Source organism: Methyloversatilis discipulorum, assembly GCF_018780585.1.
GTDB lineage: Bacteria > Pseudomonadota > Gammaproteobacteria > Burkholderiales > Rhodocyclaceae > Methyloversatilis > Methyloversatilis discipulorum_B.
Genome location: NZ_JADMJL010000042.1, coordinates 55,451 through 69,564, shown reverse-complemented (window position 1 = coordinate 69,564; position 14,114 = coordinate 55,451). Strand labels below are relative to the sequence as shown.

Sequence of the window (14,114 nt, the reverse complement as noted above, 5' to 3'; positions counted from 1 at the left end):
CCACGCCGTGCCCACACCTATCGGCTGTTTGTTTTGTTAAAGAACGTTCGCTGCTTTGTTGCTGCTTTCGCTGCAGCACAGAAGTGAAACTATAGCACGTTTTCAGATCTGCGCAAACATTTTTGAATCTTTTTTCTCGCTCACCGCCATGTTCAATCGGTGGTTGCGGGGACAGGATTTGAACCTGTGACCTTCGGGTTATGAGCCCGACGAGCTGCCAGACTGCTCCACCCCGCGTTCGAGAGAAAAAGATTATGAAGGTTTTCCAACGACAGGTCAACACTCGTTGGGGCTTTCTTTGCAGCGCGGTTACCGCGGCTGAAATCTCGTGACGTCAGCGTGTGGCAGCATCGGATACTCGAACAAGCAGTGAAGGCTGGGTTGGCGACACATGCATATATATAAGGCAGTGCACAAGGGCATCAAGTCATCGGCACGCCGACGGCGACTTGAAGGCGCACTGATAGCTACGGCAGCGCTGCTCACCTTCCTGGTGAGTTCTCGCACAGAGCTCTATGAAAGACTCCATGCTGAGCTCACTCGTTACGAGGGCTTCCAGGCGGACGAGCTTGTGTTCGTGCTGCTCAGCGTGCTGGCGGGACTGGCCGTTTTCTCCTTCCTTCGCTGGCGGGAGGCACGCAGCGAACTCATGTCGCGCGTGGCTGCCGAGCACGCACTGCAGCGGCTTGCCGCACGGAACAGGGAACTGGCGCAGACATTGATCGGCCTGCAGGAAGCCGAGCGCCGGCGTATTGCGCACGAACTTCATGATCACTTCGGGCAGAGCTGCAACGCAATCAGGATCGATGCGGTATTCCTGCGTACGACACTTCCGGGTGCATCGTCGGAACAGGCGGCGGCAGCGCGCATCGCAGAGACCGCGGACGAGTTGTACCAGACCGTCCGCGGACTTCTTTATGAACTGCGCCCGGCGGCGCTCGACAGTCTTGGCTTGGTAGGTGCCCTGCAATCACTATGCGAGTCGTGGGAGGAACGCTCCGAAGTAAGCTGCGCGCTTCTTCCGTCCGGCGAACTGGGCGCACTCGGTGAGCAGATCAGTATCGCGCTGTATCGCATCGTGCAGGAATCGCTGTCGAACGTCATGAAGCACGCCCACGCCGGTCACGTTCGAATCATGCTGCACGGCCAGCCGGAATCAGGTCGGATCGATCTGACCATCGAAGACGACGGCATCGGTCACGACGTTGCACGCGTTCGTGCGGGACTGGGCTGGCTCGGCATGAAGGAGCGGGCCTCGATGTTGGGCGGCAGCCTTTCGATCGGGCAAAGCCGTCTGGGAGGCGTGCTCGTCACGTGCTCGATTCCATGTCGACCGCCGGTTGAACAAGTTAGGGAGGACACTCAATGATCGACGTGCTGCTGGTAGACGATCATCCGATCGTGCGCTCGGGTTACGCAAGGCTGCTGGAAGCGGGCGGAGACATCCGCGTGGCTGCCGAAGCGCCGGACGCCGAGGCGGGCTATACCGCTTACGTGCAATGCACGCCGAAGGTTACGGTGACCGATCTCTCGCTTCCCGGATCGAGCGGCATAGAGCTGATACGGCGCATTCGTGCTCGGGATACGAGCGCGCGCGTACTGGTGTTCAGCGTCCATGACGAGGCGGTAGTGGTTGATAAGGCCATCCAGAGCGGCGCCTGCGGATTCATCAGCAAGCGCAGTGCCCCCGAGGTGTTGCTGGAGGCGGTCCGAGCGGTCGCGAGGGGTGAGCGCTACTTCAGTGAGGACGTACGACGGGTTGTCGAACACCGCTCGCCCGACGCCGAGCGCGAGGTCATCAACGCGCTTTCGGCACGCGAGTTCGAGGTCTTCCGCCTGCTCGCACGCGGCATGTCGCCGGCAGAATGTGCGCAGATGCTGAACCTGAGCCAGAAGACAGTCGCAAACTATCAGGCGCTCATCAAGGAAAAGCTGAACGTCAACACGTCGGCTGCGCTGGTGCACCTCGCGCTTCGTCTGGGCGTGGTGTCCGGCACCGGCCCGACGCAATTGCTCGGCCCGACGGACGCCAATCATTGACGCGGCAGGCGCCCGCTAAATGTGCGCCACAGACAGACAATTCGCACACTAAGCGATAAACAAGCCAGCCCGCCCACCTCGGGAGTTTTTCCCGATCCTTGCTTACAGCTCTTGGCTATCTTCCGATCGGACCCTGCCTGTAGGGTCGTTTCAGTGACGCACTTCAAAGAACGAGTGCGCACTCCCCAGAAACGAGAGGAGTAACCCCTTGAGAAAGCACACCGACGCACAACGTCTGCGTCTGACCCCGCTCGCCGCAATTATCAGCGGCGCCTGCACGATCGGCCTGCCGTTTGCCAGCCATGCGCAGACCGTGGCCCCCACGGTCGAGGTTGTTGGCACATCACCAGTGCCGGGTCTGGACCGGCCGAAGGACGAGATCCCCGCCAACGTGCAGTCGATCCGCCGTGAAGCGCTGCGCGATACAGGTTCTGGTGGTCTGCCCGAGCTGCTTGGCAGCCAGTTGCAGAGCGTCAATGTCAATGAAATCCAGGGGAATCCATATCAGGCGGATGTGAACTACCGCGGCTTCACCGCCAGTCCGCTGCTTGGCACGCCGCAAGGCCTGTCGGTCTATCAGGACGGCGTGCGCGTAAACGAGCCCTTCGGTGACGTGGTCAACTGGGACCTGATTCCGCGTAACGCGATCGCCTCGATCGACCTGATCCCGGGCTCGAATCCGCTTTTCGGCCTCAATACGCTCGGTGGCGCACTGTCGGTACGCACCAAGGATGGTTTCAGCCACGCCGGAACCGGCATAGAGGCCTACACCGGCAGCTTCGGCCGCAGCGCTGTGACCGCTGAACATGGCGGCAACAATGGCGAACTGGGCTGGTACTTCACTGCCACCCGTTTCAAGGAAGACGGCTGGCGCGATCTGTCGCCGTCGGACGTGAACCAGTTCTTCGGCAAGATTTCGCACCGCTCATCCAAGCACGAACTCGATCTGAACATCACGCACGCAAACAGCGACCTGATCGGCAACGGTCTGACGCCGCTGTCCTTCTACGAGCAACGCCGGCGTTCGATCTTCACGTCGCCCGACAACACGAAGAACCGCATGACCATGTTGTCGCTGAACGGCGGCTACTGGCTGGACGACGTCCAGAAGCTGTCGGGCACCGTCTATGTGCGCAAGAACAACGTACGCACGCTCAACGGCGACGCCAACGACGAGTTCGCGGCGCCGGGCGATCCGGAAGGCGTGCTGAACCGAACCCGCACCCGCCAGACCGGCTACGGCTTCAGTGCGCAGTGGGCACAGATCCTCGAAGACCGTCAGCTGGCCGTCGGCACGACCTTCGACCACAGCCGTACGAAGTTCCAGCAGACCGAGCAGGAGGGTGACTTCCTGCCCGACCGCTCGGTCACCCCGACCGACAGCGAGGAAGATCCCGAACCGAAGCTGCGCGGCCGCAGCCGTACCTGGAGTCTGTTCGCCACCGGCACCTGGAAACCGATCGCCGACGCTACGGTGTCGCTGTCCGGCCGCTACAACCACACCAGTGTGCGCACGATGGACCAGCTCGACGCCACGTCCAGTCTCAACAGTGACTACACCTACAGCAAGATCAATCCTGCACTGGGCGCCACCTATGCGCTGACGCCGGCAGTCACGCTGTACGCCAATGCGCAGCAGGGCAACCGTGCGCCCAGCCCGATCGAGCTGGGCTGTTCCGACCCGAACGAGCCGTGCAAGCTGCCGAATGCCATGCAGGCCGACCCGCGTCTGGATCAGGTGGTCACGCGCAGCATCGAGATCGGTGCCCGTGGCGTGGTCGGACCGTTCCGCTGGAACGTCGCAGCCTTCGGCGCGGTGAACCGCGACGACATCCTGTTCGTCGCGAGCAATACGGTCGGTCAGGGCTATTTCAAGAACTTCGGGAAGACCCAGCGCAACGGTGTCGAACTCGGTCTGAGCGGCGATTACGGCAGCCTGATGTGGAACGCCGGCTACACCTGGGTCGACGCCACCTACCGTTCGAGCGAATGTATCGTGTCGCCGGAGAACTCGGCACTCGATCCGAGCTGCGGCGTCGACAACATCCGCGTGCAGTCAGGCGACCGCATTCCTGGCATCGCCGAGCATTCGTTCAAGCTGGGCCTGAACTGGCGCGCCACCGAATGGCTCACGCTCGGTTCGGACGTGATCACGCACTCGGGTGTCTATGTTCGCGGCAACGAGAACAACGAGCACGACGAGAACGGCAAGACGTCAGGTTTCACCGTGGTGAATATGGTGGCCGACGCGAAGCTGGGCGGTGGCTGGTCGGTGTTCGCCCGGGTGAACAACGTGTTCGACAAGCGCTACTTCACCGCGGGTCAGATCGGCGAGAACCCCTTCGTCGGTCCGAACAACAGTTTCGACAGCAACACGGCGAACTGGGAGGATGAAACCTTCTACGCGCCGGGCGCGCCACGCTCGGGCTGGCTGGGTGTGCGCTACCGCTTCGGCGGCTGAGTCGAACCAACCGGATCGTCGCGCCGATCCGGTACCCTAAAAGACAAAAGGCACCTCGCGGTGCCTTTTGTCTTTGTTGCCCGTCGCGACGCGGCGTCCGGACCTCCTTACTTCGCTGCAGGCGGTGCCGCGGGCGCTGCCGCCGGCGGGTTTGCTGCCCCTGCCGGTGCCGCCGGTGCCGCCGGAGCGCCCGGCGGCGCGATCGGCGTCGGCGTCACGGTGACGCCCTTCGCCTTCATCTGCTCGATGTACTTCGCCGCCACGCGATCCTGCGACGCCGCCAGCTGCTCGTTGCCTTTCTTGGTCGCTTCGTCCGCCTTCGCCTTCTTCTCCGCGGCAGCGGCCTTCTGTTCCTCGGTAAGCTCCGGCAGCTTGGCCAGCGCGCCGGTCGATAGCAAGGCGCCGAGCAGCAGCACGATCATCCTGTTCATGCATAGTCCTCCGTTCAGACGCGGGCCGGTGCAGGCATGCCGCCTGCCGGCTTCTCCGCCGGTTGAGCCTTCTTCGCCGCGTCGTACCACAGCTCGTGGTGCTCCTTGGCCCAGGTTTCGTCGACATAGCCAGTCTTCATGCCGTCGAGCGCGCCTTCCATGCCGATGCTGCCTATATATATATGCGCGAGCGACAGCGTCATCACGATCAGGCCACCGATCAGATGCACGATGTTCGCCGTCTGCATGATGGCGCGGCCCTGTTCGAAGTTCGGGAAGTTGAGCACCAGACCGCTGATGCCGACGGTCAGCGACAGGAACACGACACCGAGCCAGAACCAGGTCTTCTCGCCGAAGTTGAAGCGGTGCGAAGGTACGTGTTCGCCGGTCAGCAGACCACCGGCCTTGCGTATCCACAGCGCGTCGATGGCCTGCCACACGTTGTCCTTCACGAACAGGACGATGAACAGCAGCACCGACAGGATGAATACCGGCCCGACGAAGTTGTGGATGTTCTTGCACACCAGAGCCACCGTCGCGAACAGCGAGTAGCCGAACACCGGCAGCAGCACGTGCTTGCCGAACAGCATCACCAGCCCGCTCACCATCAGCACGCAGAACGAGATCGCCATTGCCCAGTGCGACATCCGTTCCATCGTGTTGAAGCGCTGGATCATCCGGCCGGTCTTCGCCTCCGACAGCCGGATCGGCCCGCGCAGCTTGAAGAACACGGCCAGCAGAACCAGCATGGCGCAGAAGGCGATGCCGCCGTACAGCATCAGCGGACCGTTGCGCAGCGCACGCCAGGTCTGGCCGCCGGACTGGATCAGCACGCCGGTCTCGACGCCCTGCACCGTGGTGTAGTGCTGCTCGCCCGACCTCACCTCGCGCCACACCGGCGCGTTGTTCAGCGGCTGCGACTGCTGGCGCAACGCCTGGTCGGCCGCCGTCGCCGGCGGCGCGTCGGCGGCGAACACCGGTCCGCCCGCCAGCGCGCACAGCGTCAGCACCATCCACAGCAGGCGCTTCAGTACAGTCATGTCATGACTCATGAACGCTCTCCTAACCGTTGATGCGGCGATATTCGTTCTGGCTCTGGTTGCGCGCCTTGATGGTCGCCTCCCAGTTCCCCTTGTCGCCGGAGAAGGACTCGTTGTCCCAGGGCTTGCTGTCGGCCTTGCCCTGGTAATGGCCCTGCTTGTAGACCACCACCTGCTCGTTCTCGCCGCAGCCGGCGAGCGCGGCGGCAAGTGCGATCAGGCAGACGGCTCCGCTCAGCGGCTTCATGATTTGCCTCCCGCCGCCGGGGCGGTGGCCGGTGCGTCCGGCTTGCCATAGGCGGTCGACCAGCCCCAGATGTCCGCACCCTTGCCGCGGGTGAGCACGCGCTGGCGATAGATGTCGGCCAGCACGTCGGCGTCGCCGCCGAGCAGCGCCTTGGTCGAGCACACTTCGGCGCACAGCGGCAGCTTGCCCTCGGCCAGACGGTTGCGGCCGTACTTGCGGAACTCCTCTTCCGAGTTGTTGGTTTCCGGGCCGCCGGCGCAGAAGGTGCACTTGTCCATCTTGCCGCGCAGGCCGAAGGCACCCGCCTGCGGGAACTGCGGCGCGCCGAACGGACAGGCGTAGAAGCAGTAGCCACAGCCGATGCACAGGTCCTTGTCGTGCAGCACCACGCCTTCATCGGTGCGGTAGAAGCAGTCGACCGGGCACACCGCCATGCAGGGCGCATCGGAACAGTGCATGCACGCGACCGACATCGAGCGCTCGCCCGGGACGCCATCGTTGATGGTCACGACGCGCCGGCGGTTCACGCCCCAGGGCACCTCGTGTTCGTTCTTGCATGCGGTGACGCAGCCGTTGCACTCGATGCAGCGCTCGGCGTCACAGATGAATTTCATTCTTGCCATGGTGTCCTCCGTTCTCCGGGGCGACGCGCGGCTGACGCGCCGCCCCGTGTTGTTTCATCGCGCCCGCGTCAGGCCTTCATGATCTGGCAGACCGTGGTCTTGGTTTCCTGCATCATGGTCACCGAGTCGTAGCCGTAGGTCGTGGCGGTGTTGACCGCCTCGCCACGCACGACCGGTGCTGCCCCTTCCGGGTAGCTGTCGATCAGGTCCTTACCCATCCAGTGGCCTGCGAAGTGAAAGGGCAGGAACACCGTGTCCGGCCCGACCCGCTCGGTCACCATCGCCTGCACCTTGATCTGCGCGCCGCTGGGCGACTTCACCCACACCATGTCCTTGTCGCGGATGCCGCGGTCGTTGGCCGCCCGCGGGTTGATCTCGACGAACATGTTCTGCTGCAGCTCGGCCAGCCAGGGGTTGGAGCGCGTTTCGTCGCCACCGCCCTCGTACTCGACCAGACGGCCCGAAGTCATGATGAGCGGGTAGTCCTTGCCGACATTGGCGAACTGGTCCTGCACGCTCTTGTACAGCGTGGGCAGGCGCCAGAAGGCCTTCTTGTCCTCGTGCGTCGGGTACTTGGCGACCAGATCGGCACGCGGCGAGAAGAGGGGTTCGCGATGCACCGGCACCGGGTCCGGGAAGTTCCACACCACCGCGCGCGCCTTGGCGTTGCCGAATGGGTGGCAGCCGTGGTTCTTCATCGCGACGCGGATGATGCCGCCCGACGGGTCGGTCTTCCAGTTCTTGCCCTCGGCCTTCTTCTTCTCGTCCTCGGTCAGCTCTTCCCACCAGCCCAGCTTCTTCAGCAGCACGTGGTCGAACTCGGGGTAGCCGAACTGCAGGTCGGCACCCTTCGAAGCGGAGCCGTCGGCCGCCAGCAGGCTGGTGCCGTCCTTCTCGACGCCAAAGTTGGCGCGGAAGTTGCCGCCCCCGTCCATCACGTGCTTGGAGGTGTCGTAAAGATTGGGCGAGCCGGGGTGCTTCATCTCCGGCGTGCCGTAGCACGGCCAGGGCAGGCCGAAATACTCGCCGTCGAGCACGTAGCCGGTTTCCTTGTCGATGCCGCCCTTGGCCTTCAGCGTCTTCGGATCGAACACCTGCATGTTGCGCATGTGGATCTTCAGGCGCTCCGGCGACTGACCGGTGTAGCCGATGGTCCAGGTGCCGCGGTTGATCTCGCGCAGGATGTCTTCGACGCTGGGCTCGTTGTTGGTCACCTTCACGTTCTTCGTGAACTGCTCGGCGAAGCCGAACTTCTGCGCGAACAGATACATGATGGTGTGGTCGGGCTTCGATTCCCACAGCGGCTCGATCACCTTCTCGCGCCACTGGATCGAGCGGTTCGACGCGGTGCAGGAGCCCTCGCACTCGAACTGCGTCGCGGCCGGCAGCAGGTAAACGCCGTCCTTGCGGGCGCTGGCCGCCATCGCCGCGGTGGCCGACGGGTAGGGGTCGATCACCACCAGGGTGTCGAGCGCCTTCATCGCCTCCAGCATGTCCTTGCCGCGCGTCTGCGAGTTCGGCGCGTGGCCCCAGAACACGACTGCGCGCAGGTTCGGGTCCTGGTCGATCAGTTCGTTCTTCTCGGTCACGCCGTCGATCCAGCGCGATACCGTGATGCCGGACTTCTCCATCAGCGCCTGCGACGCGAAGCGGCCCTTCAGCCACTCGTAATCGACGCCCCACACATTGGCCCAGTGCTTCCACGAACCGGTCGCGATGCCGTAATAGCCGGGCAGCGAATCCGGGTTCGGGCCGACGTCGGTCGCGCCCTGCACGTTGTCGTGGCCACGGAAGATGTTGGTGCCGCCGCCCGCCACACCGACGTTGCCGAGCGCGAGCTGCAGATTGCACATCATGCGCACGATGGCGTTGCCGGTCGTGTGCTGGGTCTGGCCCATGCACCACACCACGGTGGACGGCTTGTTCTTGGCCATCGTTTCCGCGATCAGCTTCACCTGATCATCCGGCACGCCGCTGACTTCCTCCACCTTGTCGGCAGTCCACTTCATCGCCTCGTCGCGGATCTTGTCCATGCCGAACACGCGATCCTCGATGTACTGCTTGTCCTCCCAGCCGTTCTCGAAGATGTGGCGCAGCACGCCGTACAGGATGGCGATGTCGGAGCCGGAGCGGATGCGCACGAAGTGGTCGGCCTTGGCCGCGGTACGCGTGAAGCGCGGATCGGCGACGATGATCTTCGCGCCGTTTTCCTTCGCGTGCAGGATGTGCAGCAGCGACACCGGGTGCGCCTCGGCGGCGTTCGATCCCATGAAGAAGATCGCCTTCGAGTTCTGCATGTCGTTGTAGGAGTTGGTCATCGCACCATACCCCCACGTGTTGGCCACACCGGCCACCGTGGTCGAGTGGCAGATGCGCGCCTGGTGGTCGCAGTTGTTGGTGCCCCACATCGACACGAACTTGCGCATCATGTAGGCCTGCTCGTTGTTGTGCTTGGACGAGCCGATCCAGTACACGCTGTCCGGGCCGCTCTCCTCGCGCAGTTTCAGCAGGCGCGCCGACAGTTCGTTCAGCGCGTCGTCCCAGGACATGCGCACCCACTTGCCGTCGACCAGCTTCATCGGATAGCGCAGCCGGTGCTCACCGTGGCCGTGCTCGCGGATCGACGCGCCCTTGGCGCAGTGCGCGCCCATATTGATCGGGCTGTCGAACACCGGCTCCTGGCCGACCCAGACGCCGTTGACGACTTCGGCGTCGATGGCACAGCCGACCGAGCAGTGGGTACAGACCGTGCGCTTCACTTCCACCTTGCCGCCGGCCGCCGACGGGTTGGCGGCCTGCGCGCGCTCGACCATCGAGAAGGGCAGTGCCGATGCGAAGGCGCCGGCACCTGCGGTCATGCCGGAACGCTTGAGGAAGGTGCGGCGGTCCATCGTGCGCGGCGAAGCCGCCGATGCCGGGCGCGCCAGACGCGATTGCGCGCGCGCGCCACCAGCCGATTTGCGGGTCAATGTCATGTTGGCTCTCCTCGGGATCAGACGCGGGCGGTGCGGTAATAGGCCGCGATGTGCTCGGTCATGCGGTATCCGCTCCTGTCGGTCTGCGCGGTGGTGGCGGTCGCGCCGGCATCGCTGCCGGTCGACCGCACGGCCACCACGGCCGCCGCGGCGCTCACGCCGCCGACGCCCGCGGTCAGCAGGAACTGACGACGTTTCAGGTTGGCTTTTTCGGTCATTGCTCTGTCCTCCTCGTGATGACTGCCCGGTTCAGGGTGTTGGCTCTTCAGTTGTAGGTCACTTCATGGATCTATGGTCAGCGCCGCCGCCTCGACGTCGAGAAAGCTGCGCGCGTACTGCGAAACACGGCGGTAGAAATTGGCGCCCGCTGCGGCATCGAGCGCGTCGCACAGGGCGCCGTACCAGGGCTGGATATGGGTGGCAAAGAAGCGGTCCTGCGCCTGTGCGCGCTCAGTGGCGCTGCGCGTGGTGTCGGTCAGCAGCAGACGCATCACGTCACATACCGCGGCGATGTGGTCCTCCGGCAGCGACTCGCCCTGCGTGCGCGCCAGGCCCAGCGCCGCCAGGTCGTCGCGCAGCTTCACCAGCGGCTTCTCGTTGACGAAGCCGGCCAGGTAAAAGGAACCGAAAACGACGATTTCCGGTCGGCCGACGCCGCCGAACAGCGCGTCGAACTCATCCTGCGCAGCGGCCGGGTCCATCGCTGCCGACGCCGCACACAGCCCATTCCAGGCCTGCGCCATCAGCACCGCCTCGGCCGACGGCGCGTCATCGTCGATCTGCCAGTCGCCGGAGGCGGCCAGCATGCCGAGCAGAGAGGCATCGGGTGCGGCATGCAGCAGCCGCGACAGCAGTGCGTAGTGATTGGCGCGCGCCGTGTCCTCGTCGCTGACCGGGTCGCGCACGAAAGCGAGCGTTTGCGGGTTGGGTGCGTTCATGTGTCGAACACCGTGGTTTCGCCCCCCTTCGCCTTCATCATGTCGATGACGCGACAGTCGGCGCACATCTGCAGCCGGCGTAGTGCATCGCCGCTGGCGAACATCGAATGCGCGGACAGCCTGCCGGTCATCGCATCGATCATCTGCTTCGTGCCGAAGGGCGTACCGCAGCTAATGCAGTGGAAAGGTTCGGTTTCGTTCAGCACGCGTTCGCGCCGCACCGCGTCGCCGATCAGCAGGCGCGGTTCGAGCGACAGCGCGTTCTCCGGACAGGTGTTCACGCACAGGCCGCACTGCACGCAGTTGCGCTCGAGGAAACGCAACGCCGGCCGCTCGCCGCCGTCCATCAAGGCCGAGGCGGGACAGGCGCCGACGCAGCTCATGCACAAGGTACAGGCGGCCTTGTCGATATTGACCGCGCCGAAGGGCGCACCGGCCGGCAGCGCGATGGCCTCGACCTTCTGCGCCGCGTGGCGGGCCAAGTGATCGATGCAGAACTCGAGCGCGCCGCGCTTCTCGACCGGCAGCGCGAAGCTGGCCGGCGGACAGGACTGCGCCGGCGCGACGGCGGCGTCGAGTGCGCTGATCAGCGTAGCGGCGTCGTCCCCCACCACCGCGGCCAGCGCCGACGCCGGATGGCCGAGTGCGGAAAGAATCGTACGGCCGAGCGCGATCTGCCCGGCGGTCGCTTCGCGGTAGGCGTCGGGCTGATCGTCGTGAGACAGAATGACGCATTGTGCGGCGCCGTAGCACAGCGTCGCGAGCATCAGTTCCAGCCCGACCGACGCGACGTCATGCACGGCCACCGGCAGCAGGTCAGCGGGCAGCCCGCGACGGCGGCCGGCCAGCGCCAGCACCTCCTCACCCTGCGTCTCGGTGTGGAAGACGACGCGCGGTGCGCGGCCGCCAGCGGCGCGCCAGGCCTGCAGTGCCGTCTTGATGCGCACCGCAACATCGGACGCCGATGGGTAGGCGTAGCGCATCGCGCCGGTGGGACAAACTGTCGCACAGGCGCCGCAACCCATGCACAGGTGCGGCTCGACGAACACGGCATCGCCGTCGGCGCGGATGGCCGAGGTCGAACAGACGTCGATGCAGCGATTGCAGCCCTGCTTGCTGCTGCGGCTGTGCGCGCAGATCGAGGCCTTGTAGTTGAAGAACTTCGGCTTTTCGAATTCACCCACCATGCCGGCGAGCTTCTGCAGCGCCAGGGACTGTTCGAGCGGATCGCGGCCGGGCGAGGCATAGCCCTGAGGCGGATGCGGAATGCGGATCAGCGCTGGCTCCGACAGGTCGAGCACCAGGTCGTAGCGCTCGCTGCGCGGGCTGCCCACGGCCGCGAAATCGATGGCGCCGATGTCGGCACAGGCGTTGACGCAGGCGCGATGGCCGGTACAGCGGGCGGCATCGACCTGATAGTCGAAGCCGATGGCGCCCTCCGGACAGGCATCGATGCAGGCATTGCAGCGCACACAGGCGTCGAGGTCGATCGCGTTGGCACGCGCCCAGCTCACGTCGAATGCGCCGAGCCAGCCGCTCACCGTCACGTCGCGGCCGGTCATGACCGGCCAGTCGCGGCGCACCGGCAGTTCGCTGCCGTCGCGGCCCGTGATCAGCACGCTGACCGCGATGCTGTCGCCGTACCGACGCTGTGCTTCCTGTGCCCAGCCGAGCGCAGCACCGGCCGGGCCGATGATGAGCAGCTGTCCGGAAGACGCGTAGTTGACGGCAGGCACCGGCGCCGGTTCGGCCATGCGGGCCATCGCAAGTTGTGCGGCAACTGACGGCGTTGCGTCGCTGCCGCGCGGGCTGCGGCCGCCGATGTCGCGCAGATTGATGAAGGTGAGACCGGATGCGGCGCCCGCCTCGTCGGCGACCTCGCGCAGCAAGGCGGCTTCCTGCGTACAGCCGACGATGGCGTCGGCCGCGCCGCCCAGTGCGGCGGAAAACGCGGCGGCGTCGCGGCCGCACAGTTGTGTCGCGGCGTGCAGTACCGGCAGATCGGCGGCGTCCAGCGCCAGCGCGTCACCCAGTCTTCTAATGTCGATCTCCACCGTGCCATTGCAGCTGCACAGCTGGATCGCCTTGTGGGCGTTGTTCATGTAGTCAGGCTCCTCCGGCAAGGCTTCTGCAGCCTTCGTGCCAGATCACCTGAGAACAAAACGGACTATTCCGACCTGGAATGACTTTCTGCGTGATCGGATGACGGCACGGGCGCCTCGATCGGCAAGCGCTCGATCTCGCTCGACGCTGTCGCGCCCCCCTCGTCTTCGTCCGCCGGACTGTCCAGCGCGGGCGCTGCCGCCTCTTCCACGGAGGCGTCGGTCAGCTCCGGCACGGCGGGCGGCGCCTCGTCCGGTACCGAAGTGAGCCAGTTGTCGGGCAGCGTCGGGTTCAGCGTTTCCTTCGCATGCGCAAGCTGCGACACCATGGAGGCCGGCAGCGGCTCGTACAGGTTGAAGTCCTCGATATAGACGTCCAGCCCGTCCATCGTGTTGAAGTGCGGTGTGTGGAACAGCTTCTTCAGCGCTGCGCGCTTCAGTCCCTCGTCCACCTTCTGGCCAAGGAAGGCGCGGTAGTCGGAATCGAAGCCCAGCGATTCGAGCGGTGGCGGTTCGGCCGGCACATCGGTGTCCGGCACCACCTGCCCCGCGTCCGGCGCCTGCTGCGGCACGATGGCGGCCGACGCCTCGACGGGCGGCGGCGCCTCGGCGGCGGCCGCTTCCCGCTTCAGCCGCGACCAGCGGCCGAGGAAGCCCTTCACCGGATCATCGTTCACGCTCACCTCCATCGACGCCTGCACGCACACCGCCGTAGTGCGTATTGCCATCGCCGGTCTTCGCGAAACGCTTGGGCTTGCGCGGTTCAGGCGGCTTCTGGAAACGGCGCGCAAAGTCCTCGACCCAGTCGCGCATGTCAGCCGGCATGGTCAGACCATCGACCTTCTCGCCCGAATCCATCCAGCGCGCGGCCTCGCCGTAGCTGGCACTGATCTGCATCGGTCGCACCGGCGGATCGGCCTCGTCGTCCGGTCGCCACATGACGAAGATGCGCGGCTCGGCGGCGGTCACGTTGAGCAGGTAGTTGTCGGCCTCGTCGGTGTAGAGCGTCAGCTCCAGCGGCGGGAACAGCCACTGGGTCGCTTCATCGGTCTGCGCAAAAACCCTTGGCGCATCAGGGCTTTCCGGACCTTCGGGCAAAAGCGCTCGCGCTTCCCAGGCATGGTCTGTCCACTTGTTGTGCAGTACCCTGCGCTCCATAATCACGGCCAACCTGAGGGTGACGGGGCTGGTTTCCACGAAATCTTCCTCTGCCTTTCTGTCAAACGGAGCCGGAGCAAGGAAACGGCTCACGCCGCA

Annotated in this window: 13 protein-coding genes and 1 tRNA gene; 3 read left to right on the top strand and 11 right to left on the bottom strand. The window is 64.9% G+C overall.

Annotation, left to right across the window (positions count from 1 at the left end; genetic code table 11):
• Positions 1 to 160: 160 nt before the first annotated feature.
• Positions 161 to 237 (bottom strand) — tRNA-Met (locus IV112_RS17520).
• A 154-nt stretch (positions 238 to 391) separates the two neighbouring features.
• Here IV112_RS17520 and IV112_RS17515 point away from each other — a divergent pair.
• The 3 genes from IV112_RS17515 (at position 392) to IV112_RS17505 (ending at position 4,501) form a co-directional block, all read left to right on the top strand.
• Positions 392 to 1,369 carry a sensor histidine kinase gene (locus IV112_RS17515; RefSeq protein ID WP_304005671.1) on the top strand — a complete coding sequence of 326 codons (978 nt, stop codon included), beginning with the start codon at positions 392 to 394 and terminating at the stop codon, positions 1,367 to 1,369.
• Positions 1,366 to 2,040, top strand: a complete 675-nt coding sequence (locus IV112_RS17510; protein WP_304005670.1) for a response regulator transcription factor — start codon at positions 1,366 to 1,368, stop codon at positions 2,038 to 2,040. Before IV112_RS17515 ends, IV112_RS17510 begins: the two co-directional genes overlap by 4 nt.
• 208 nt (positions 2,041 to 2,248) lie before the next feature.
• A complete protein-coding gene (locus tag IV112_RS17505; protein ID WP_304005669.1) occupies positions 2,249 to 4,501 on the top strand; it encodes a TonB-dependent receptor in 2,253 nt (750 codons plus the stop codon).
• A gap of 107 nt (positions 4,502 to 4,608) precedes the next feature.
• Here IV112_RS17505 and IV112_RS17500 read toward each other — a convergent pair whose 3' ends face one another.
• The 10 genes from IV112_RS17500 to IV112_RS17455 all read right to left on the bottom strand — a co-directional run bounded on the left by IV112_RS17500 (position 4,609) and on the right by IV112_RS17455 (position 14,108).
• The gene (locus IV112_RS17500; RefSeq protein ID WP_304005668.1) at positions 4,609 to 4,932 is read right to left on the bottom strand and encodes a formate dehydrogenase; all 324 of its coding nucleotides are present in this window, start codon (positions 4,930 to 4,932) and stop codon (positions 4,609 to 4,611) included.
• A gap of 14 nt (positions 4,933 to 4,946) precedes the next feature.
• Entirely contained in the window at positions 4,947 to 5,972 is a 1,026-nt protein-coding gene (locus IV112_RS17495; protein WP_304005667.1) for a formate dehydrogenase subunit gamma, read from the bottom strand.
• Between the two features lie 22 nt (positions 5,973 to 5,994).
• A complete protein-coding gene (locus IV112_RS17490; protein WP_304005666.1) occupies positions 5,995 to 6,219 on the bottom strand; it encodes a hypothetical protein in 225 nt (74 codons plus the stop codon).
• Complete coding sequence (gene fdh3B, locus IV112_RS17485; RefSeq protein WP_029143814.1) at positions 6,216 to 6,842, bottom strand: formate dehydrogenase FDH3 subunit beta; 627 nt, start codon at positions 6,840 to 6,842, stop codon at positions 6,216 to 6,218. The genes IV112_RS17490 and fdh3B overlap by 4 nt, the downstream gene beginning before the upstream one ends.
• 68 nt (positions 6,843 to 6,910) lie before the next feature.
• Positions 6,911 to 9,817: a formate dehydrogenase subunit alpha gene (locus tag IV112_RS17480; protein ID WP_304005665.1), complete on the bottom strand. Its 2,907-nt coding sequence runs from the start codon at positions 9,815 to 9,817 to the stop codon at positions 6,911 to 6,913.
• Between the two features lie 17 nt (positions 9,818 to 9,834).
• Positions 9,835 to 10,035, bottom strand: coding sequence for a hypothetical protein (locus IV112_RS17475; RefSeq protein WP_020165592.1), 201 nt, complete (start codon positions 10,033 to 10,035; stop codon positions 9,835 to 9,837).
• 63 nt (positions 10,036 to 10,098) lie between these two features.
• Positions 10,099 to 10,755, bottom strand: a complete 657-nt coding sequence (locus IV112_RS17470) for a TorD/DmsD family molecular chaperone (RefSeq protein ID WP_304005664.1) — start codon at positions 10,753 to 10,755, stop codon at positions 10,099 to 10,101.
• The gene (locus IV112_RS17465; protein WP_304005663.1) at positions 10,752 to 12,857 is read right to left on the bottom strand and encodes a 4Fe-4S binding protein; all 2,106 of its coding nucleotides are present in this window, start codon (positions 12,855 to 12,857) and stop codon (positions 10,752 to 10,754) included. Before IV112_RS17465 ends, IV112_RS17470 begins: the two co-directional genes overlap by 4 nt.
• A 65-nt stretch (positions 12,858 to 12,922) precedes the next feature.
• A complete protein-coding gene (locus tag IV112_RS17460; protein WP_304005662.1) occupies positions 12,923 to 13,585 on the bottom strand; it encodes a DUF3306 domain-containing protein in 663 nt (220 codons plus the stop codon).
• Entirely contained in the window at positions 13,524 to 14,108 is a 585-nt protein-coding gene (locus IV112_RS17455) for a DUF3305 domain-containing protein (RefSeq protein ID WP_304005660.1), read from the bottom strand. Before IV112_RS17455 ends, IV112_RS17460 begins: the two co-directional genes overlap by 62 nt.
• Positions 14,109 to 14,114 lie beyond the last annotated feature (6 nt).